Origin of the sequence: Rhodopseudomonas boonkerdii (assembly GCF_021184025.1) — a bacterium.
In the GTDB taxonomy this organism is placed as follows: domain Bacteria; phylum Pseudomonadota; class Alphaproteobacteria; order Rhizobiales; family Xanthobacteraceae; genus Tardiphaga; species Tardiphaga boonkerdii.
Map to the genome: position 1 here is coordinate 2,794,970 of NZ_CP036537.1, position 21,613 is coordinate 2,816,582.

Genomic DNA, 21,613 nt, shown 5'->3' on the forward strand with positions numbered 1-21,613 from the left:
CTTGATGTTAGTTCCTGTGGTGAACCCGGCACCGGCCGCGGCGTTTCACCCCGACAGGCAGAGGGCTCTACGATGGCAACGATTACCGCAGCGATGGTCAAGGACCTCCGTGAAACCACGGGTGTCGGCATGATGGATTGCAAGAACGCACTGGCCGCCACCGATGGCGACATGCAGGCTGCGATCGACTGGCTGCGCGCCAAGGGCCTCTCCAAGGCCGCCAAGAAGGCCGACCGCGTCGCCGCCGAAGGTCTGATCGGCGTGCTGACCGAAGGCGCCAAGGGCGTTGTCGTCGAGGTCAATTCGGAAACCGATTTCGTGGCCCGTAACGACCAGTTCCAGGGCCTCGTCAAGATGATCGCCCAGGTCGCTCTGAAGGTCGGCGCCGACGTGGACGCCATCAAGGCTCACAAGATCGGCGAGTCCTCGGTCGAGGCCGCGATCACCGAAGCCATTGCCACCATCGGCGAGAACATGTCGCTGCGCCGCGCGGCCAAGCTGGAAGTCTCTGCCGGCGTGGTGTCGAGCTATGTGCATAACGCCGTGATCGACGGTCTCGGCAAGATGGGCATCATCGTTGCGCTGGAATCCACCGGCAAGGCCGACGAACTCGCCGTCCTCGGCAAGCAGATCGCCATGCATGTCGCTGCCGCCAATCCGCAGGCGCTCGACTCCGCCGGTCTCGATCCCGCCGTGGTCGCCCGCGAGAAGGAAGTGATGGCGGACAAGTATCGTCAGCAGGGCAAGCCGGAAGCGATGATCGAAAAGATCGTCGAGAATGGCCTGAAGACCTATTACAAGGAAGTCTGCCTGCTCGATCAGGCCTTCATCCACGACACCGGCAAGTCGGTGGCGCAGGCGGTCAAGGAAGCCGAAGGCAAGGTCGGTGCCCCGATCGCCGTGAAGGGTTTCGTCCGCTACGCGCTGGGTGAGGGCATTGAGAAGGCGACGTCGGACTTCGCGGCGGAAGTCGCTGCGGCCTCCGGCCAGAAGTAAGAAGTTACGCTTCGAATGAAGACCTCCCGGCAGATTGCTGCCGGGAGCTGCCGCCTCGAAAGGAAGCGATCGCATCATGGCTGAGCCGCTCTATCGTCGCGTCGTCGTGAAAGTGTCGGGCGAGTCCTTCGCCGGCGGACAGCCATTCGGCATCGATCAGCCCACCATCGACCGTATTGCCGGCGATCTCATCGCGGCCCAGAAGCTTGGTGTCGAGATTGCCGTCGTCGTCGGCGGCGGCAATATCTTTCGCGGTGTCGAGGTCTCGTCCCGGGGCGTGTCGCGTCCAACCGGCGACACCATGGGCATGCTCGCCACCGTGATGAACTGCCTCGCGCTGGAGGCCGCTATCGAGCGCCAGGCCGTGCCGGCGCGTACGCTGTCCGCCATGGTGATGCCGCAGGTATGCGAACTGTTCACCCGCGCCACCGCGCATAAATATCTCTCGGAAGGCCGTATCGTGCTGCTCGCCGGCGGCACCGGCAATCCGTTCTTCACTACGGACACCACGGCCGTGCTCCGCGGCGCCGAGATCGGCGCGGCAGCGGTGCTGAAGGCCACGAATGTCGACGGCGTCTACAGCGCCGATCCGAAGAAGGACAAGACCGCGAAGCGCTTCGAGCGTCTCAGCCATTCGCAGGCGGTGGAAGGCAATTACAAGGTTATGGATGCGACGGCCTTTGCGCTGGCGCGCGAGGCTTCCCTGCCTATTATCGTCTTTTCCATCGCCGAGCCTGGTTCGATCGGCGCCATTTTGACAGGTACGGGTCGCGGCACCATCGTCGCGGGTTGATCGTCAACGAGGGCAGGGGCCTCTTCGTACCCCTGCCGACAGTTATCAAGGAGAGCTTCCATGGCCGCTCTGGCCCCATTCGACCTCGCCGATCTGAAGCGCCGCATGCAGGGTGCGATCGCGTCCCTGAAGCACGATCTCGGCGGCCTGCGCACCGGACGTGCGGCATCCTCGATGCTAGAACCGGTGCAGGTCGACGCCTATGGCAGCCTGATGCCGCTCAATCAGGTCGCCACCATCAGCGTGCCGGAGCCGCGCATGCTGTCGGTGCAGGTATGGGACAAGTCGATGGTCAAGGCTGTCGAGAAGGCCATCGTCGATTCCAATCTCGGCCTCAGCCCGGCCACCGAAGGTACCACGCTGCGTCTGCGTGTTCCTGAGCTCAACGAGGAACGCCGCAAGGAACTCGTCAAGGTCGCGCATAAATATGCGGAAGCGGCGAAGGTTGCCGTTCGCCATGTACGTCGTGATGGTCTCGACATCATCAAGAAGCTCGAAAAGGCTCACGAGATTTCCGAAGACGACCAGAAGCGCCATGATGCCGAGGTGCAGAAGGCGACCGACGCCGTGATCGCCGAAGTCGACCAGTTGCTGGCCGCCAAGGAAAAGGAAATCATGACGGTCTAGGTTGCGGCTGTTCGCGCCTGAACCAAATACAAAACGTTTGGTCCGCAAATCAGCCATAGATCTGTCGGACCAGACGCTCGGGGATTTCAATCGATGCCGAATGCCGCCGCGCCAGCCACTGACGGATCTGACCGATCCTCGCCGGCGCATGTCGCGATCATTATGGACGGCAACGGGCGCTGGGCGGCAGCGCGCGGGTTGCCGCGTGCCGAAGGCCATCGCCGCGGCGTCGAGGCGCTGCGGCGGGTCGTGCGCGCCTCCAGCGAACTCGGCATTCAGTATCTGACCATCTTCTCGTTCTCATCGGAGAACTGGTCGCGGCCGGCCTCGGAGATCAGCGATCTGTTCGGACTGCTGCGCCGTTTCATCCGCAACGATCTCGCCACGCTGCACCGCGACGGCGTGCGCGTGCGGGTCATCGGGGAGCGGCAGGGGCTCGAAGGCGATATCGCCTCGCTGCTGCGCGAAGCCGAAGATCTCACCCGAAACAACACCAAACTGACGCTGGTTGTCGCTTTCAATTACGGCTCGCGTCATGAGATCGCGATGGCCGCGCAACGCCTCGCGCGCGAAGTGGCCGAGGGCAAGCGTTCGGTGGAGAGCATCACCGCCGATACGCTCAATCAATCGCTGGACACGGTGGGGCTTCCCGATCCGGATCTGATCATCCGCACCTCCGGCGAACAGCGACTGTCGAATTTCCTGATGTGGCAGGCCGCCTATAGCGAATTCGTGTTTGTGCCGATCCATTGGCCGGACTTCGACAAGGCGGCGCTAGAAAGTGCCATTGCGGAATACGCGAGGCGTGAGCGGCGCTTCGGCGGTCTGGTCGCGAAAACCGCTTCGTGACGAACATTACTCCAGACGGTGCGCCGCAACAGGCGGAAGATCGCGGTGTGCGCAATCTCGTGCTGCGCGTGCTGGCGGCACTCGTCCTGATCCCGCTGGCGCTCGGTGCGGCCTATGCTGGCGGCTGGCTATGGGGCGGCCTCGTGACCTTGGTGTCGGCCGGTCTGTTCCTCGAATGGCGCGGCATCGTCGGCCAGCGACCGGGGTGGATTGCCATCGGCCTCGTTTACGCGCTCGCTGCGCTTGCGGCTTCCATTTTGGTGCGCCGGGATGCGGAGTGGGGATTTGCGGCGCTGATCTTCATCCTGCTGGTGGTCTGGGTGACCGATATCGGTGGTTACGCTTTCGGTCGCACGATCGGTGGGCCAAAGCTGTGGCCGCGTGTCAGCCCGAAGAAGACCTGGGCCGGTGCTGTTGGCGGTACGGTCCTCAGCATCGCCGTCGCGATCGGCTTCGCCTCGTCAGGCCTCGGCGGGACGGTGCCGCTGGCGTTGCTCGCCGTCGTTCTCACGGTGTTGTCCCAGATCGGAGACCTGTTCGAATCCGCAGTGAAGCGCCGCTTCGGCGTCAAGGATTCCGGCCAGATCATTCCGGGCCATGGTGGCCTGCTGGATCGACTCGATGGTTACGTTTTCGCGGTGGTTACTGCCGCTGTGATTGGTCTTTTACGGGGCGGCGCCGATGGCGTCGGCCGCGGTCTTATGGTTTGGTGATTGAATGAGCCCAGTTCCTCTGCGTAACGGAAAAGCTGCCGAGGCTGCGGTCCGCAGCGTCACGGTCCTTGGTGCGACCGGATCGATCGGCGACAGCACCATGGATCTCATTCGCTCCGCGCCCGAGCGCTACAAGGTCGAGGCGCTGACGGCGAATGGCAATGTCGAGGGCATCGTCAAGCTCGCCAAGGAATTCAACGCGCGCTTCGTCGCCGTAGCCGATGCGAGCAAGGGCGAGGAGTTGCGCGCGGCGCTGGCCGGCACCGGGATCGAAACCGGGGCAGGCGAGGCCGCCGTTACCGAGGCTGCGGCTCGCCCCGCCGACTGGGTAATGGCTGCGGTTTCCGGCGCCGCCGGCCTGAAGCCGGCGCTCGCCGCCGTCGACCGGGGGGCGACGGTCGCGCTGGCGAACAAGGAATGCCTCGTCTGCGCCGGCGACTTTTTCATGGACCGCGCCGCCAAGGCCGGCGCCTGCATCCTGCCGGCGGATTCCGAGCACAATGCGCTGTTCCAGGCGCTGGCCTCGGGCAGCCGCGATGAACTGACGCGGGTGATCATCACGGCCTCGGGCGGCCCGTTCCGCACCTGGAAGGCCGATGACATCGAGCAGGCGACGCTGGCGCAGGCGCTCAAGCATCCGAACTGGGCGATGGGCCAGAAGATCACCATCGATTCCGCCTCGATGATGAACAAGGGCCTCGAAGTGATCGAGGCGTCGTATCTGTTCGCGCTGTCGCCGGACGAGATCGACGTGCTGGTGCATCCGCAGTCGATCATCCATGGCATGGTGGAGTTCACCGACTACTCGGTGGTCGCCCAGCTCGGCACGCCCGATATGCGGACGCCGATCGCGCATTGTCTCGGCTGGCCGAACCGCATCAGCAAGGGCAGGGCGGCGCCGCTCGATCTTGCCAAGATCGGCTCGCTCACCTTCGAGGCCCCCGATTATGCGCGCTTCCCTGGCCTGAAGCTGGCTTATGACGCCCTGCGCACGGGCAGCGGCGCCACCACGGTCTATAACGCCGCCAACGAGATCGCGGTCGCCGCATTCATCGCCGGGAAAATCCGCTTTGGTGCCATCGCGCGGCTGGTCGAGACCACCATGAACGAGTGGGTGCGCGCCGGTAATCTGGCGCCACTGTCGTCGGCGGACGATGCGATTTCCGTTGACCATAAAGCGCGAAAACTGGCTGCAGACCTCTTGCCTGAAATTGCCGCAAAGGCTTCGTAGACGTTTAGCAGCGAGGCTGTATGGCTTCGTATAGGGGATTGGGATGATTGACTTTTTTCAGAACGGCATCGGCCAGCTGGGCCATGGCCTGATCGGCTATATCGTGCCGTTCCTGTTCGTCCTGACCATCGTCGTGTTCTTTCACGAACTCGGCCACTTCCTGGTCGCGCGCTGGAATGGCGTCAAGGTTCTGACCTTCTCCCTGGGCTTCGGTCCGGAGCTGGCCGGCTTCAACGACCGCCACGGCACCCGCTGGCGGATTTCGGCGATCCCGCTCGGCGGCTACGTCAAGTTCTTCGGCGACGAAAGCGAAGCCTCGACACCGGCTGCCGAAACGCTGCAGAACATGACCGCCGCGGAGCGCAAGGACAGCTTCCATCACAAGCGCGTCGGCCAGCGCGCCGCCATCGTGGCAGCCGGTCCTATCGCGAATTTCCTGCTCGCCATCGTCATCTTCACTGCGCTGTTCACCTTCTTCGGCAAGCCAAGCACGACCGCCAAGGTGGACAGCATTCAGGCCGGCAGCGCGGCCGAAAAGGCCGGTTTCCAGTCGGGCGACGTCATCACGTCGATTAACGGCAAAGCCATTACCAGCTTCTCGGACATGCAGCGTATCGTCGGCATCAGCGCGGGCGAGCAGCTGAGCGTCACCGTCAAGCGCGGCAATGCCAGCGTCGACCTCAAGGCGACGCCGGAGCAGCGCGAGGTGAAGGACAATTTCGGCAATGTCCACCGCCTGGGCGTGCTGGGCATCACCCGCGCGACCACTGCGGGCGAGGCGACCACTGAGCGGGTCGATCCGGCGACGGCTTTCGTTCTGGGCGTCAAGGAGACCTGGTTCGTCGTCGATCGCACCTTCTCCTATATCGGCGGCGTCTTTACCGGCCGCGAGGCGGCCGACCAGATCGGCGGTCCGATGCGAATCGCACAGATCTCGGGGCAGGTGGCCACCATTGGCCTGACCGCGCTGATCCATCTGGCGGCGGTTCTGTCGATCTCCATCGGCCTGTTGAACCTGTTCCCGGTTCCATTGCTCGACGGCGGGCATTTACTGTTCTATGCCGTGGAGGCGGTGCGCGGTCGTCCACTCTCCGAGCGCGCGCAGGAAATGGGGTTCCGGATCGGGCTGGGTTTGGTGCTGATGTTGATGGTTTTCGCGACCTATAACGATATTCTTCATCTTGCCGGGTCATGATGTCAGATCATGTCCAGGGCGGGGATAACGTGGCCGTAAGGCAACGTCTTGGAATGAAATTAGAAAACTTCGGCGAATGGTCGTTTGCCACTCGGGTAAAATTGGCTACAAGCTGGGCAACTCAAGGGATTCTGTCTGTCCGTAGGGGTGCGGGCCGGCGGTACTGGAATGATAAGGGCGCTTGGCGCATGATTTTTGGATTGCGGGGTTTCCGGGGCGGTCTTCTTGCCTCGATCATGGTTGCCATGCCGGTCGCTACTGCAGTGACAGCGACTTTTATTCCCTCGGCTGCCGTGGCGCAGACCGTGGCCTCGATCGCGGTGGAGGGGAACCGTCGCGTCGATGTGGAGACCATCCGCTCCTATTTCCGTCCTGGCCCGAGTGGTCGTCTCGACCAGGGTGTGATCGACGACGGTCTGAAGGCATTGATCGAAACCGGCCTGTTTCAGGACGTGAAGATCAATCAGGCCGGTGGGCGCCTGGTCGTCAGCGTCGTGGAAAACCCGGTGATCGGCCGCGTTGCCTTCGAGGGTAACAAGAAGGTCAAGGACGATCAGCTCAACGCTGAAGTGCAGTCGAAGGCGCGCGGCACCTTGTCGCGTCCGATGGTGCAGTCCGATGCCCAGCGCATCTCCGAAATCTACCGCCGTTCCGGCCGTTACGATGTCAGCGTGGTGCCTGAAATCATCGAGCAGCCGAACAATCGCGTCGATCTGATCTTTACGATCAACGAGGGCGCGAAGACCGGTGTGAAGTCGATCCAGTTCATCGGGAACAACTATTACTCGTCCTACCGCCTCAAGGACGTGATCAAGACACGCGAGTCGAACTTTCTTTCGTTCCTCGGTTCGGGCGACATCTACGATCCCGATCGCGTCGAGGCTGACCGTGACCTGATCCGTCGTTACTACCTGAAGAACGGCTTTGCCGACGTGCAGGTGGTGGCGGCGCTGACCGAATACGATCCGGCCCAGAAGGGCTTCCTGGTCACCTTCAAGATCGAGGAAGGCCAGCAATACCGCGTCGCCAGCGTCGATTTCTCGTCCACGATTCCGAATTTCGATCCCAACTCGCTGCGCTCGTTCTCGCGCGTCGACGTCGGCTCGCTCTACAACGCAGAGGCGCTGGAGAAGTCGGTCGAGGAAATGCAGATCGAAATGTCGCGTCGCGGCTACGCCTTTGCTGTGGTTCGTCCGCGCGGCGATCGCAATTTCGAGCAGCATACCGTTTCGATCGGTTACTCGGTCGACGAAGGTCCGCGCGTCTATATCGAGCGCATCAATGTGCGCGGCAACACCCGTACGCGTGACTATGTCATCCGCCGCGAGTTCGATCTCTCGGAAGGCGATGCCTATAACCGTGCGCTGGTCGATCGTGCCGAGCGCCGTCTGAAGAACCTCGATTTCTTCAAGACCGTGAAGATCACCACCGAGCCGGGCTCCTCCAGTGATCGCGTGATCCTGGTCGTCGATCTGGAAGAAAAGTCGACGGGCGACTTCTCGATCTCGGGCGGCTATTCGACCACCGACGGTGCTTTGGGTGAAGTCAGCGTCTCCGAGCGTAACTTCCTCGGCCGCGGCCTGTTCGCCAAGGCGTCGGTTCAGTACGGCCAGTATGCCCGCGGCTACTCGCTGTCCTTCGTCGAGCCCTATCTGCTCGACTACCGTGTGGCCCTCGGCCTCGACTTCTTCTATCGCGAGCAGTTGTCGAACCAGTACATCTCGTACAACACCAAGACGATGGGCTTCAGCCCGCGCCTCGGCTTCCAGCTGCGTGAAGATCTCGCGCTGCAGCTGCGCTACTCGATCTTCCAGCAGGAAATCTCGCTGCCGGCCCAGCTCGCGAATTGTAACAACAATCTGGGTAGCCCGCAGGCGACCAATACGCCTGGTTACCTGAACCAGCTGAACGGTCTCGGCTTCGTCACCGGCGACGCAAGCACTTGGGGTTGTTACGCCGATGGCGAGTCGTCGCTCCCGGTTCGTCGCGAACTGGCGAACGGCAAGGCGCTGACCTCGATGCTCGGCTATACGCTCAACTACAACACGCTCGATAACAACAAGAACCCGACCGATGGTCTGTTCGTCGAGTTCAAGCAGGATTATGCGGGCGTCGGCGGCGACGTCAGCTACCTCAAGACCACTGTCGATGCGAAGTACTACACCCCGCTGGTCGCAGATATCGTCGGCTTGCTGCGCGTCCAGGGCGGTATGCTGACCAATGTCGGCAAGGACATCCGCATGCTGGATCACTTCCAGATGGGGCCGAACCTGGTGCGTGGTTTCGCCCAGAACGGCATCGGTCCGCGTGACATCAGCTATGTGGCACTCGGTTCCTACGGCGACGCGCTCGGTGGCACCAAGTATTGGGGCGCTTCGGCTGAATTGCAGATGCCGTTCTGGTTCCTGCCGAAGGAAGTTGGCATCAAGGGCGCGATCTATGCCGACGCCGGCGGCCTCTCGGACTATCAGGGTCCGACGAGCTGGGCTGCGACGGGTGAAGTCAATCAGGCGGGTTGCATACCGGCCAGCAAGACCTCGGTCGGCAATTGCATGGGCATGACCTATGACAATTCGAACCCGGTCCGTTCGTCGGTGGGTGTCGGCCTGATCTGGCAGTCGCCGTTCGGTCCGCTGCGCTTTGACTACGCTGTGCCGATCACCAAGGGCGAATATGACCGCGTTCAGCAGTTCAGGTTCGGCGGCGGAACTTCGTTCTAATCTTGCCTGACGGCCGCACCGCGACGGATGGAATGGCGCTGCCGACCTTCTTCAAGCAATCCCCTTCGTTGACGTTGGCTGACATCGCCGCGTCAACGAAGGCGCGTCTGGTCGATGCCGGAAAGGCCGACCATGTGATTACGGGCGTGGCCTCCCTCGACGAGGCTGGCCCGCATCACCTGACTTTCTTTGAAAACCTTCGCTATGCCGACCAGCTCGCACGCACCCATGCCGGCGCCGTGCTGGTCAGCGAGGGCTTCAGAGGAGAGATTCCGGCTCATGTGGCCGTGCTGCGCACCAAGAGACCGTTTGCTGCCTTCGTCGAACTCGCACGGGAGCTTCAGTCCGACACCTTGCGGCCGGCCTCCGGCTTCGGTGTCTCCGGGATTTCCGAACAAGCGATCATCCATCCGACGGCGCTGATCGAGGACGACGTGACCGTTGATCCGCTGGCGGTGATCGGTCCTGACGTGGAAATCGGCTCCGGTACCATTATTGGCTCCGGCGCGGTGATCGCGGCGGGCGTGAAGATCGGCCGCGATTGCAATATCGGCGCCGGCAGCGTGCTCCAGTTCACACTGATCGGGAACAATGTGCTGGTCCATCCCGGCTGCAAATTCGGTCAGGACGGCTTCGGTTTCGTATTCGGTCGCGACAGGCATATCAAAGTACCGCAGACTGGTCGCGTCCTCATCCAGAACGATGTCGAGATCGGCGCGGGTACCACGATCGACCGGGGCAGCCTGCGCGACACGGTGATCGGTGAGGGCACCAAAATCGACAACCAGGTCCAGATCGGCCACAATGTGACGATCGGTCGGCACTGCGTCATCGCTGCCAAGTGCGGCCTTGCGGGCAGCCTGACCATCGGCGACAACGTTGCGCTGGGGGCCATGGTCGGGCTCAACAATCACATTACGATCGGCGACGGTGCGCAGGTCGCAGCCATGGCGGGCGTTAAGGACAGTATCCCGCCGCGCGCACGCTGGGGCGGAATCTTCGCCCGGCCGACCAAGCAATGGTTCCGCGAGATTCTCGCGGTGGAAAAATTGGCCCGTGAAACTGCGCCCGGCGCGGACACAGAGCCGCGGGATGCGAAGGACGAGCAGGAATGAGCGAGGAGTCGCCGATCATCATCGAGGCGGTGGATATCAACACCATCCTCAAGACCTTGCCGCATCGCTATCCGTTCCTGCTGATTGACCGCGTCGTCGGCATCCGCAAGGATTTCAGCGGTATCGGCATCAAGAACGTCACCGTCAACGAGCCGGCCTTTCTCGGTCATTTCCCGGAACGTCCGGTTTATCCCGGTGTGCTGATGATCGAAGGGATGGCGCAGACCGCAGGCGTGATCGGCATCACGTCGGTCGAAGGCACCGAAAAGCCGCGGGCGGTGTATTTCCTCACTATCGACAAGTGCAAGTTCCGCAAGCCGGTGATGCCGGGCGATACGGTCGAGTACCACATGCGTCTGATCAACCGGAAACGCGCCATGTGGTGGTTCCATGGCGATGCCAAGGTCAATGGCGTGACTGTCGCCGAGGCCGATGTCGGCGCCATGCTGACGGATTGACGAGGCGATCATGAGCAAGATCGATCCGATGGCGCGCGTCGCCGACGGCGCCGTGATCGGCGAGGGCGTCGAGATCGGGCCGTTCTGTACGATCGGCCCGCATGTCACCATCGGCGCCGGCACCAGGCTGTTGTCGCATGTGAATGTGACGTCGCAGACGACCATCGGCGAGAACTGCACCATCTATCCGTTCGCGTCGCTTGGTACGCCGCCGCAGATCGTCGGTGTCGGTCCGGAGCTGACGCAGCTCAAGATCGGCAATGGCTGCACCATTCGCGAGTCGGTGACGATGAATGCCGGCAGCGTGCGCGGCGGCGGTGTGACTTCGGTCGGCGACCGCGGCTACTTCATGAATTGCGCCCATGTCGGTCACGACTGCCACGTCGGCAATGACGTGATCTTCGCGACATCGGCGACGCTCGGCGGTCACTGCGAGATCGGCGATTTCGTCTTCATGGGTGGTCTCTCCGCGGTCCATCAGTTCACCCGCATCGGTCCGCAGGCGATGATCGGCGGGGTTTGCGGCGTGCGCGGCGACATCATTCCGTTCGGCCTGGTCAACGGTCAGTATGCGGCGCTCGAAGGTCTGAATTTGATCGGCATGAAGCGCCGCAAATTCACGAAGGAACGTCTCGCGACCGTGCGCTCGTTCTATCAGAAGCTCTTTCATGGGCCCGGCGTGTTCGCCGAGCGTCTGGACCGCGTGCAGCCTTTGGCGAGCGAGGATCCGGCCATCGCCGAGATCCTGGCTTTCATCGCCGGCGGCAAGCATCGCGCATTGTGCCTGCCGGAAACCGGCGGCCAGTCCTGACACGGGAGCGCGAGGCCTGACATGAACGGCCAGCCCCCGCCGCAGCAACTTTCCATCAGCTCGCCGCTCGGCATCATCGCCGGCGGTGGCGCCATGCCGTTTGCCGTCGCGGAGTCGCTACAGGTCCGCGGCATCAAGCCCGTGATCTTCGCGCTCAAAGGCTTTTGCGATCCCTTGCACGCGGCGCGGTTCGAGCATCACTGGATTCCGATCGGCAAGTTTGGCGCGCTGCTGCGGCTGATGCGGAGCGCGCAGTGCCGCGATCTCGTCTTCATCGGCACCCTGGTGCGGCCTGCGATCTCTGAAATCCGCCTCGATTGGGGCACGTTGCGAGTGATGCCGAAGGTGTTTCGCGCCTTTCGTGGCGGTGACGACCATCTGCTCACGAGTGTCAGTCGGCTGTTCGAGCATGAGGGATTTCGCCTGCTCGGCGTGAAGGATGTGGCGCCGGACATTCTTATGCCCGCGGGCAGCATTACGCGGGCGATGCCCGACGCCGATGCCGAAGCGGATATCGCGCGTGGGCGCCAAGTGCTGGCGGCACTCAGCCCGTTCGATATCGGGCAGGCCTGCGTCGTCATCGACGGTCATGTGGTCGGGATCGAGGACATCGGCGGCACCGATGCGCTGCTTGCACGTGTTGCGGAATTGCGTGCCAATGGCCGCATCCGTGCCAAGGCGGGCAGGGGCGTATTGGTGAAAGCACCGAAAAGCAGCCAGGACCTTCGTTTCGATCTGCCAACCACCGGACCGCGCACCGTGGACGGCGCGATCGCCGCGAAGCTCGGTGGCATCGCGATTGTCGCGGGAAACACGATTGTCGCCGAGCCGCAGGCGATGATCGAGGCTGCGGATGCCGCGGCGATATTCGTGACGGGATTGCCGACGTGACGCGAAAGATTCATCTGATCGCCACCGAGGAATCCGGTGATCGGCTGGGCTCGGCGTTGATGCGCGAGTTGAAGCAGCGCTTCGGCGATGACGTGGCCTTTTCCGGTGTCGGCGGCTCGTCGATGGCGCGGGAGGGATTACAGTCACTGTTTCCGATCGAACAACTCTCCATCATCGGTCTTGCGGCCGTGCTGAAGAAGCTGCCGTCGATCCTCAAACTGATAGCGCAGGCCACGGAACACGTGCTGCGGACCAAGCCGGATGTCCTGATCATCATCGACAGTCCCGATTTCACGCAGCGCGTCGCCAGGCGCGTCCACAAGCGCGATGCTTCGATCCCCATCGTCAACTACGTATCGCCGACGGTGTGGGCCTGGCGGCCGGGCCGCGCCAAGGCGATGCGCGCCTATGTCGACCACGTGCTGGCGCTGCTGCCTTTCGAGCCCGAGGCGCATCGCCGGCTCGGCGGTCCGCCGTGCACCTATGTGGGCCATCCCCTGATCGAGCAGATCGATACGCTCAGGCCGAATGCCGGCGAGCAGGCACGGCGCGATGGCAAGCCGCCGGTACTGTTGGTGCTGCCCGGCAGCCGGCGCAGCGAAATCCGCCATCACATGGAAACATTCGGCGCGACGCTCGACCTGTTGCGCAGGCAAGGCACGGAATTTGAGCTGGTCCTGCCGACCATGCCGCATCTCGTCGAAAGCGTGACCGCAGCGTTGAAGCCGTGGCCCGTGCAGCCGCGGGTCGTGATCGGCGAGACAGAGAAGCGCGCGGCTTTCCGTATCGCGCATACAGCATTCGCCAAGTCGGGCACTGTCACACTCGAACTCGCGCTGTCCGGCGTGCCGATGGTGACGGCCTACAAGGCGGGCAGCATCGAGGCCTGGATCATTCGGCGGCGTATCACGTCGTCTTCCGTCATCCTTGCCAATCTTGTCATCGGCGAGAACGTCATTCCCGAATTCATTCAGGAAGACTGTACACCGGACAAGCTGGCGGCCTCGCTGCAGGATGTGCTTGCCGATACGCCGATGCGTCGACGACAGGTGGAGGCGATGGCGAAGCTCGATGACATCATGGGTATTGGGCGTGCATCGCCGAGCAAGGCAGCTGCAGATGTCGTCGCGGACATGCTCGACCGTTCGCGCCGTTAACGCGCGGTTATCCCTGAGGCCATTCGCAGCAGGGAACTCGCAACCAAATCTAAAGAGGCTTTCTCTGATGATAGCCCGACCCGAACACCTCGGTGGATGTGCAACTGCGGCTGATCAGTCGCCATCAGGTGAAGCATGAGCAAAGCGAACGAACACGACTCTCTCGATGCACTCTTCTCCGCGGCGCGTTCGATCGATGGTCGCCATTCTCTGGCTGCGGGCGCAGGCGGTATCGTCGCTGCGTCTTCCAGCGTCGATGCGCCCGCCAAACCGGCGGCTCACAAGCTTACCGACGAAGATCGCAAATATATGGCGCAGGCCATCGACCTGATGCGCAAGGCCGGTGTGGTCGAACGCACCGGCGGTGCCTTCGGAGCAGTGATCGTGCGCAACGGCGAGGTGTTGTCGGCGACCGGCAATAGCGTGCTGCGGGACAATGACCCGTCGGCCCATGCCGAGGTCAATGCCATTCGTGCCGCTTGCAAGAAAGTCGGCGCTCCGAACCTGAAGGGCGCCACCATGTATACCAGCTGTGAGTGCTGCCCGATGTGTTACGCGACCGCCTACTGGGCGCGGCTGGATCGCATCGTCTATGCTGCGGCGTGGACGGACTACGCCGATCTGTTCGACGACTCCAATATTGGCGCGGATATGAAGCAGCCTTATCCGAAGCGGAAAATCAAGGTCTCGCAATTGATGCAGAAGGACGCCCAAGCCGTCTGGCAGGAATTCCGCAAGCTGCCCGATCGCGCGAAGTATTGAAACTCCGCCTCTCATGGTGAGGAGGCGCGAAGCGCCGTCTCGAACCATGAGCTAGAGAGGCTCCGGAGCTCCGCAGCCATCCTTCGAGCCGCGCGCCGTTGGCGCGCTCCTCAGGATGAGAGCGCCCCCAAAACAAAACCGGCGGATCTTGCGATCCGCCGGTTTGTCGTTCTGGCCTTTGCGCAGCTTAGCCGCGCTTGGCGATGTCCGTGTAGTCGCGGCGGGCAGCGCCGGTGAAAAGCTGGCGCGGACGGCCGATTTTCTGCTGCGGGTCGCCGATCATCTCGCTCCACTGGCTGATCCAGCCGACGGTGCGGGCGACGGCGAACAGCACGGTGAACATCGAGGTCGGGAAGCCCATCGCCTTCAGCGTGATGCCCGAATAGAAGTCGACATTCGGGTACAGCTTGCGGTCGATGAAGTACTGGTCCGACAGCGCGATCTTCTCGAGCTCCATGGCAACGGCGAGCATCTCGTCGCCGCCGTGGCCGGTTTCCTTGAGAACTTCGTGGCAGGCCTGCTGCATCAGCTTGGCGCGCGGATCGTAGTTCTTGTAGACGCGGTGACCGAAGCCCATCAGACGAACGCTGGAATTCTTGTCCTTCACCTTGGCGATGAATTCCGGAATCTTGTCCACGGTGCCGATCTCGGCGAGCATCTGCAGCGCGGCTTCGTTGGCGCCGCCATGAGCGGGGCCCCACAGGCAGGCAATGCCGGCGGCGATACAGGCGAACGGGTTGGCGCCCGACGAGCCGGCGATGCGGACGGTCGAGGTCGAAGCGTTCTGCTCGTGGTCAGCGTGAAGCGTGAAGATCTTGTCCAGCGCCTTGGCGAGCACCGGATTGACCTTGTACTCCTCGCAGGGCACGGCGAAGCACATCTTCATGAAGTTCGACGCGAAATCGAGCGTATTGGTCGGATACACGAAGGGCTGGCCGATCGTATATTTGTAGGCCATTGCCGCCAGCGTCGGGATCTTGGCTATCATGCGGATCGAGGCGATCTCGCGCTGCTTGGCGTCGTTGATGTCGGTCGAGTCGTGATAGAAGGCGGCGAGGGCGCCGACCGATGCGACCATCACGGCCATCGGGTGCGCGTCGCGGCGGAAGCCGTTGAAGAAGCGCGTCATCTGGTCGTGAACCATCGTGTGGTTGGTCACCAGGTGATCGAACTTGGCCTTCTGTGCTGCAGTCGGGAGCTCCCCGTAGAGGAGCAAATAGCAGGTCTCGAGGAAGTCACCCTTCTCGGCGAGCTGTTCGATCGGGTAGCCGCGATATTCGAGAATGCCGGCGTCGCCGTCGATATAGGTAATCTTGGACTGGCAGCTCGCGGTCGAGGTGAAGCCGGGATCGTAGGTGAACATGCCCGACTGGCCGTAGAGCTTGCCGATGTCGATCACGTCGGGGCCGACGGTCCCGCTATGGATCGGCAGGTCGAAACTCTTGCCATCGACTGTCAGCGTTGCGGTTTTGGTGTTTGTTTTCGCGTCCATCGCATAGTCCCCGATGAGATCGTTGAGGGGCCGTCAAACCACCGTCATTTAAAGAGAAAATGGCGACGTCAGACGGGAATTCCAGAGCATTCGGCAGAATGCGTAGCGTATTGCCGTGTGCGCTGCAAGGCGGGCAAAAGTAGCCTACAGCTATGCTAAACGGCAGCCTGATCGGCGAGCCGGTCAAGACATTCCTGCCGCCCGAGTACCGCGAGCACATCGAAGATACCGGGGGATGTGGTCTTGCCGGTGAGCGCGACCCGCAGAGGCTGCGCAACGCCGCCAAGTTTCAGGCCGGCTTCTTCCGCAAAGGCGCGGGCCGCAGCCTCGGTGTTGGCGGCCGTCCAGTCCGTCACGGTTTCGAGCGCGCTGCGCAATTTACCAAGCAACACCCGCGTCTCCGGCGTCAGTATGGCAACTGCCTTTGGCTCCGTGATCTCAAGCGGGCGGTCGGCAAAGATGAAATCGGCGCCCTTCACCAGTTCCAGCAGCGTTTTGGCGCGCTCCTTCAGGCCGGGCATGGCGCGCAGCAGTTGCGCGCGGGTGGCGTCGTTGAGCTTGGCCTTGATACCGGCTCCGCCCTCGGCATAGGGCAGAATATCCTCGAACATAGTCACGAGAGCTTGATCGTCGCTGTGGCGGATATAGTGACCGTTGATGCTCTCGAGCTTGGCGAAATCGAAGCGTGCGGCAGAACGTCCGATGCCGGACAGATCGAAGGCGTCGATCATCTCCTGGGTCGTGAAAATCTCCTGGTCGCCATGGCTCCAGCCGAGGCGCACGAGATAATTCCGCAAGGCGGCCGGAACATAGCCCATGGCGCGATAGGCGTCGACGCCGAGGGCGCCGTGGCGCTTCGAGAGCTTGGAGCCGTCCGGGCCGTGGATGAGTGGGATGTGCGACATACTGGGGACGTCCCAGCCGAGCGCATCATAGATCTGCTTCTGCCGTGCGGCATTGATGAGATGATCGTCGCCGCGGATAACGTGGGTGACGCCCATGTCATGGTCGTCGACCACCACCGCCAGCATATAGGTCGGCGTGCCGTCGCCGCGGAGCAAAACGAGGTCGTCGAGATTCTCGTTCTGCCAGACCACACGGCCTTGCACTTGATCCTCGATCACGGTCTCGCCGGTGAGCGGCGCCTTGAGACGAATGGTGGGTTTAATGTCGGGCTTGGGATCGGACGGATCGCGATCACGCCACAGGCCGTTGTAAAGCTTTGAGCGCCCCTCGGCCCGCGCGGCCTCGCGCATCGCCTGCAGTTCCTCGGCGGAGGCGTAGCAGTAATAGGCTTTGCCCTCGGCCAGAAGTTGCTCGGCGACCTCGCGGTGCCGGGCGGCGCGGGCGAACTGGTAGACGGTGTCGCCGTCCCACTCGATTCCGAGCCACTTCAGACCGTCGAGAATGGCGTCGATGGCTGCTTCGGTGGAGCGCTCGCGATCGGTATCCTCGATCCGCAGCAGCATCTTGCCGCCATGCTTCCTGGCATACAGCCAGTTGAACAGCGCGGTACGGCCGCCGCCGATATGGAGGAAGCCGGTCGGCGAGGGCGCGAAGCGGGTAACGACAGGTGCGGTCATCAGGCAAGGTCGATCTGTTCGGATGGGACGATCGCGGCCGTTTAACACACCCCCGTGCCGCTGCCCAATGGGCAAAAATGCCTGCCTTTCCGCCCGGAACCTTTTGGGGCCCCGATCGGCTCCCCTTGGCGGGAGCGCTCGGATTTGGCACATAGGGCGCAATCTGAAAGGCAGCTTATGACAGACGAATCGACCGCGGGCAGCGCCAGTGAGGCCGGCCGCGATTTCATCCGCGACATCGTGGCGGTGGACCTCGAAACCGGCAAGCACACAAGCGTGGTGACGCGCTTTCCGCCGGAACCGAATGGTTACCTGCATCTCGGCCACGCCAAGTCGATCTGCCTGAATTTCGGCGTCGCCGCCGAGTTCGGCGGGCACTGTAACCTGCGTTTCGACGACACCAATCCGACCAAGGAAGAGCAGGAATATATCGACGCCATCCAGCGCGATGTTCGCTGGCTCGGCTTCGACTGGGGTGAGGGCAACCTGCATTTTGCCTCGGACTATTTCGAACAACTCTATGACTGGGCCGTGCACCTCATCCGTGCGGGCAAGGCCTATGTGGATGACCAGTCGCCCGACGAGATGCGCATTGCCCGTGGCACGCTCACCGAGCCCGGCAAGAACAGCCCCTTCCGCGACCGTAGTGTGGAGGAAAATCTGGATCTGTTCGCGCGCATGCGCGCCGGCGAATTCCCGAATGGTGCGCGCGTGCTACGCGCCAAGATCGACATGGCCGCGGGCAACATCAATCTGCGCGATCCCGTGATCTACCGCATCCTGCATGCGCATCACCCGCGCACTGGCGAGGCCTGGAAGATCTATCCGAGCTACGACTTCGCCCACGGCCAGTCGGATGCCATCGAGCATGTGACGCATTCGATCTGTACGCTGGAATTCGAGGATCACCGACCGCTCTACGACTGGTGCCTGGATAATCTGCCGGTGCCATCGCGTCCGCATCAGTATGAATTCGCGCGGCTCAACATGACCTATACGTTGCTGTCGAAGCGCGTGCTCACCGAGCTCGTGCGCGGCGGCCATGTCTCCGGCTGGGACGATCCGCGCATGCCGACTTTGGCTGGCCTGCAGCGCCGCGGCATTCCCGCTGAGGCGTTGCGTGAATTCATCAAGCGCATTGGCGTCGCCAAGGCGAACTCCACCGTCGATCTGTCGATGTTCGATTTCGCCGTGCGCGAGGTGCTGAACCGCGCTGCGCCCCGCCGCATGGCGGTGTTGCGGCCGTTGAAGGTAGTGATCGAAAACTATCCGGAAGGGCAGGTCGAGCAGCTCGAGGCGGTCAATCATCCCGACGATGCCTCACTCGGCACCCGCCAGATTCCGTTCAGCCGCGAGCTCTATATCGAGCACGAGGACTTTATGGAGGATCCGCCGAAGAAGTTCTTCCGCATGGCGCCGGGCCGCGAGGTGCGTCTGCGCTACGGCTACTTTATCACCTGCAGGGATGTCGTGAAGAACGACAAGGGCGAGGTGGTGGAGCTGCGCTGCACCTACGATCCCGAAACGCGGGGCGGCAACGCCCCGGATGGCCGCAAGGTAAAGGCGACGATCCACTGGGTCAGCGCGCAGCATGCGGTGCCGGCCGAAGTGCGTGTCTACGAGCAACTGTTCGCGACGCCGACGCCGGAGGCCGCGAGCTTCGCTTCGCAGCTCAATCCGAATTCGCTCGAAGTGCTGGACAGCGCGATGCTGGAGCCGGCCCTGGCGAGCGACAATTACGACGGTGCGATGCAGTTCGAGCGGCAGGGCTATTTCTGCCGCGACCGGGACAGTGCGCCTGGCAAGCCGGTGTTCAACCGCACCGTCGGCCTGCGCGACAGTTACGCCAAGCTGGCCTGAGCGCGCGAATCCTTCGCGTATTCTGCATCCGTTCCGCTAGCCGCGTGTCGCCCTTGCGATAGCATCGGGGAGGGCGAACGGACGGTTCGATGGCGCAGAGCGGGGGACGGCAGCGCAATCAGGCGAAGGCGGTCACATGGCCGCCGCGCGGGTCTGCCGGCGCACTCGCCTCCGACAATTCCTGGACGTTGCCGTTCGACTGGCTGCGGGCATGGACGCAGGCTGAAACCGGTCCGGGGCGCTTGTTGCCATGGGTGCCGGTGGCCTTTGGAGCCGGGATCGCGCTATACTTTGCGGCCGAGCGTGAGCCGGTGGTTTGGGTGGCAGCAGGCGCCGCTTGCCTATTCGCAATCGCAGCCGTGTTGCTGCGAAGGTCTTTCATATTCTCATACGTTCTGCTGGCGGCTGCAATCGCTTCGGGCTTTGCGACGGCGACATGGAAAAGTGAGCGCGTCGGACATGAAGTGCTCGCGAAGCCATTGTTCGGCGCGGCGCTGACCGGCTTTGTCGAAACCCGTGAGGAGCGCGAGCGTAGCGATCGCTTCGTCCTGCGCGTGACGACGATGGAGACACGACGAGATGCGCCCAAGCTGACCCGTGTCCGGCTGTCGGTGAAGAAGGGCCATGCGCCGGCGGTCGGTAGTTTTATCGAACTCAAGGCGCGGCTGCAGCCACCGCTCGCGCCGCTCAGGCCGGGCGGTTACGACTTCGCACGGGACCTCTATTTCCAGGGGATCGGTGCTTCTGGCTTTGTCACAGGTGCGATCAAGAAGATTGATCCGCCGACCCCGCCGCCGCGTCACTTGCAGTATGCCGCGACCATGCAAGGCATGCGGGACGCTATCGATGCGCGTATCCGTGCATCGCTCGCGGGGGATAACCGTGCCATCGCGACGGCACTCCTGACCGGCCGGCGCGACGCGATTTCGTCTGACGTCAACGACGCGATGTTTATCTCGGGACTCGGCCATGTGTTGTCAATCTCGGGTTATCACATGGCGGTGGTCGCCGGCGTCGTATTTTTCGTGACGCGGGCGCTGCTGGCGCTGGTCCCGTTGCTGACGGTGACATTCCCGATCAAGAAAGCCGCGTCCGCTGCGGCGCTGCTTGCCGCGCTTTTCTATCTGCTGCTGTCCGGTGCCGAGGTCGCGACACAACGTTCCTTTATCATGACGGCGGTGGTGCTGATCGCAATCATGGTCGATCGCCGCGCCATCACCTTTCGCACGTTGGCGATCGCAGCGCTGATCGTGCTCGCCATCACACCGGAAGCGCTGGTACATCCGAGCTTTCAGATGTCTTTTGCTGCGACGCTCGGTCTCGTCGCCTTGGTCCAGATCGGGATGCCCGCGCTGTTTGCGACATCGGAAAGTTCGATCATGGCACGGATCGCGCTGTGGGGCGGGCGCGAACTTGCACTGCTGCTGCTGGCTTCGTTGATCGCCGGTCTCGCGACGATGCCTTACGCGGCCTACCATTTCCATCGCATCACGCCCTACGGGATCGTGGCCAATCTGCTGGCGATGCCGGTGGTGTCGGCGCTCGTGATGCCGGCGGGGCTGCTCGGTCTTCTCGCCATCCCGTTCGGCTTCGACAGCGTGTTCTGGCAGATCATGGAGCTTGGCCTTCAATGGATGATCTTTGTGTCCAAATGGGTGGCCGGATTGCCAGGCGCGATCGGCCGGGTGCCCGCCTTCGGGACAGGACCGTTGGTCCTAGCCAGCTTCGGCATTGTCCTTCTGGCATTGCTGCGGACGCCGCTACGCTATGCGGGCGCGATCGCTCTGGCGATGGCGATGTTCTGGGCCGCATCGACAAAGCAACCCGATGTCCTGATTGCCGCCGACGGTCATAGCGTGGCTGTGCGCGGGCGCGACGGGCGGCTGCATGTGATGCGGAGCGCCAAAGATGCGTTTCAGGTGAAGGAATGGCTGGGCGCGGATGCAGACGCAAGATTGCCGACAGATGCATCGCTCGGCCATGGTGTATCGTGCGACCCGTCGGGCTGCGTCACGGCCCTCGGCGACGGGAGCCTGATCGCGCTGACATTGCAGGCAGACGCATTCAGCGACGATTGCGCGCGAGCCGCGGTGATTGTCACAGCCCGTCAGCCGCCGGCCGATTGCAGGGCGATGGTGATCGATCGCGAGACTCTGCGAGTTCGGGGGGCAACGGGCCTGTATCGCTCCAGCGACGGCTTTGTTATCGAAGCTTCCCGCGCTCGCGGTCTCGATCGCCCCTGGGCACGCGCCCCGCTTGAGGCCATTGGATCAGAAGCACCGACCGACAGTTCGCGATCCCGGCCGGTCGATGCAACGCCGGCGGAGACGGATCTCCAGCCCGACGAGCAGTGAGCGCGC

General features: G+C 62.8%; 18 protein-coding genes. 16 read left to right on the top strand and 2 right to left on the bottom strand.

Annotation, left to right across the window (positions count from 1 at the left end; all coding sequences use genetic code 11):
- Nucleotides 1–72: 72 nt before the first annotated feature.
- From tsf to E0H22_RS13030, 14 genes are all read left to right on the top strand, one after another.
- On the top strand, nucleotides 73–996 hold the full coding sequence (gene tsf / locus E0H22_RS12965; RefSeq protein ID WP_233026031.1) for a translation elongation factor Ts: 924 nt from the start codon (nucleotides 73–75) through the stop codon (nucleotides 994–996).
- A gap of 76 nt (nucleotides 997–1,072) precedes the next feature.
- Nucleotides 1,073–1,789: a UMP kinase gene (gene pyrH / locus E0H22_RS12970; protein WP_233026032.1), complete on the top strand. Its 717-nt coding sequence runs from the start codon at nucleotides 1,073–1,075 to the stop codon at nucleotides 1,787–1,789.
- Between the two features lie 60 nt (nucleotides 1,790–1,849).
- Complete coding sequence (gene frr, locus E0H22_RS12975; RefSeq protein WP_233026033.1) at nucleotides 1,850–2,416, top strand: ribosome recycling factor; 567 nt, start codon at nucleotides 1,850–1,852, stop codon at nucleotides 2,414–2,416.
- A gap of 93 nt (nucleotides 2,417–2,509) precedes the next feature.
- Nucleotides 2,510–3,265: an isoprenyl transferase gene (locus tag E0H22_RS12980; RefSeq protein WP_233026035.1), complete on the top strand. Its 756-nt coding sequence runs from the start codon at nucleotides 2,510–2,512 to the stop codon at nucleotides 3,263–3,265.
- On the top strand, nucleotides 3,262–3,978 hold the full coding sequence (locus tag E0H22_RS12985; RefSeq protein WP_430715253.1) for a phosphatidate cytidylyltransferase: 717 nt from the start codon (nucleotides 3,262–3,264) through the stop codon (nucleotides 3,976–3,978). Before E0H22_RS12980 ends, E0H22_RS12985 begins: the two co-directional genes overlap by 4 nt.
- Nucleotides 3,979–3,982: 4 nt before the next feature.
- Nucleotides 3,983–5,209, top strand: a complete 1,227-nt coding sequence (gene dxr / locus E0H22_RS12990) for a 1-deoxy-D-xylulose-5-phosphate reductoisomerase (protein ID WP_233026039.1) — start codon at nucleotides 3,983–3,985, stop codon at nucleotides 5,207–5,209.
- Nucleotides 5,210–5,252: 43 nt separating this feature from the next.
- Complete coding sequence (rseP, locus tag E0H22_RS12995) at nucleotides 5,253–6,404, top strand: RIP metalloprotease RseP (protein ID WP_233026041.1); 1,152 nt, start codon at nucleotides 5,253–5,255, stop codon at nucleotides 6,402–6,404.
- A 188-nt stretch (nucleotides 6,405–6,592) separates the two neighbouring features.
- On the top strand, nucleotides 6,593–9,124 hold the full coding sequence (gene bamA / locus E0H22_RS13000; RefSeq protein ID WP_233026043.1) for an outer membrane protein assembly factor BamA: 2,532 nt from the start codon (nucleotides 6,593–6,595) through the stop codon (nucleotides 9,122–9,124).
- Nucleotides 9,125–9,156: 32 nt separating this feature from the next.
- Complete coding sequence (gene lpxD / locus E0H22_RS13005; protein WP_233026045.1) at nucleotides 9,157–10,239, top strand: UDP-3-O-(3-hydroxymyristoyl)glucosamine N-acyltransferase; 1,083 nt, start codon at nucleotides 9,157–9,159, stop codon at nucleotides 10,237–10,239.
- Entirely contained in the window at nucleotides 10,236–10,697 is a 462-nt protein-coding gene (gene fabZ, locus E0H22_RS13010; RefSeq protein WP_233026051.1) for a 3-hydroxyacyl-ACP dehydratase FabZ, read from the top strand. The genes lpxD and fabZ overlap by 4 nt, the downstream gene beginning before the upstream one ends.
- Nucleotides 10,698–10,707: 10 nt before the next feature.
- Complete coding sequence (lpxA, locus tag E0H22_RS13015; RefSeq protein WP_233026056.1) at nucleotides 10,708–11,508, top strand: acyl-ACP--UDP-N-acetylglucosamine O-acyltransferase; 801 nt, start codon at nucleotides 10,708–10,710, stop codon at nucleotides 11,506–11,508.
- 21 nt (nucleotides 11,509–11,529) lie between these two features.
- A complete protein-coding gene (locus E0H22_RS13020; RefSeq protein ID WP_233026057.1) occupies nucleotides 11,530–12,399 on the top strand; it encodes an LpxI family protein in 870 nt (289 codons plus the stop codon).
- Nucleotides 12,387–13,556 (top strand): lipid-A-disaccharide synthase, encoded by a 1,170-nt coding sequence (gene lpxB, locus E0H22_RS13025; RefSeq protein WP_430715275.1) that lies wholly within the window; start codon nucleotides 12,387–12,389, stop codon nucleotides 13,554–13,556. The genes E0H22_RS13020 and lpxB overlap by 13 nt, the downstream gene beginning before the upstream one ends.
- Nucleotides 13,557–13,691: 135 nt before the next feature.
- Nucleotides 13,692–14,318: a nucleoside deaminase gene (locus E0H22_RS13030; protein ID WP_233026059.1), complete on the top strand. Its 627-nt coding sequence runs from the start codon at nucleotides 13,692–13,694 to the stop codon at nucleotides 14,316–14,318.
- Nucleotides 14,319–14,505: 187 nt separating this feature from the next.
- On the opposite strand, the gene gltA is transcribed toward E0H22_RS13030, so the two are convergent.
- Together gltA and gltX are read right to left on the bottom strand one after the other, a co-directional pair.
- A complete protein-coding gene (gltA, locus tag E0H22_RS13035; RefSeq protein ID WP_233026061.1) occupies nucleotides 14,506–15,810 on the bottom strand; it encodes a citrate synthase in 1,305 nt (434 codons plus the stop codon).
- Nucleotides 15,811–15,965: 155 nt separating this feature from the next.
- The gene (gltX, locus tag E0H22_RS13040) at nucleotides 15,966–17,393 is read right to left on the bottom strand and encodes a glutamate--tRNA ligase (RefSeq protein WP_233026064.1); all 1,428 of its coding nucleotides are present in this window, start codon (nucleotides 17,391–17,393) and stop codon (nucleotides 15,966–15,968) included.
- 177 nt (nucleotides 17,394–17,570) lie between these two features.
- Between gltX and E0H22_RS13045 the strand changes: the two genes are divergently transcribed.
- A complete protein-coding gene (locus E0H22_RS13045; RefSeq protein ID WP_233026065.1) occupies nucleotides 17,571–19,253 on the top strand; it encodes a glutamine--tRNA ligase/YqeY domain fusion protein in 1,683 nt (560 codons plus the stop codon).
- An 89-nt stretch (nucleotides 19,254–19,342) separates the two neighbouring features.
- Entirely contained in the window at nucleotides 19,343–21,607 is a 2,265-nt protein-coding gene (locus E0H22_RS13050) for a ComEC/Rec2 family competence protein (protein WP_233026066.1), read from the top strand.
- Nucleotides 21,608–21,613 lie beyond the last annotated feature (6 nt).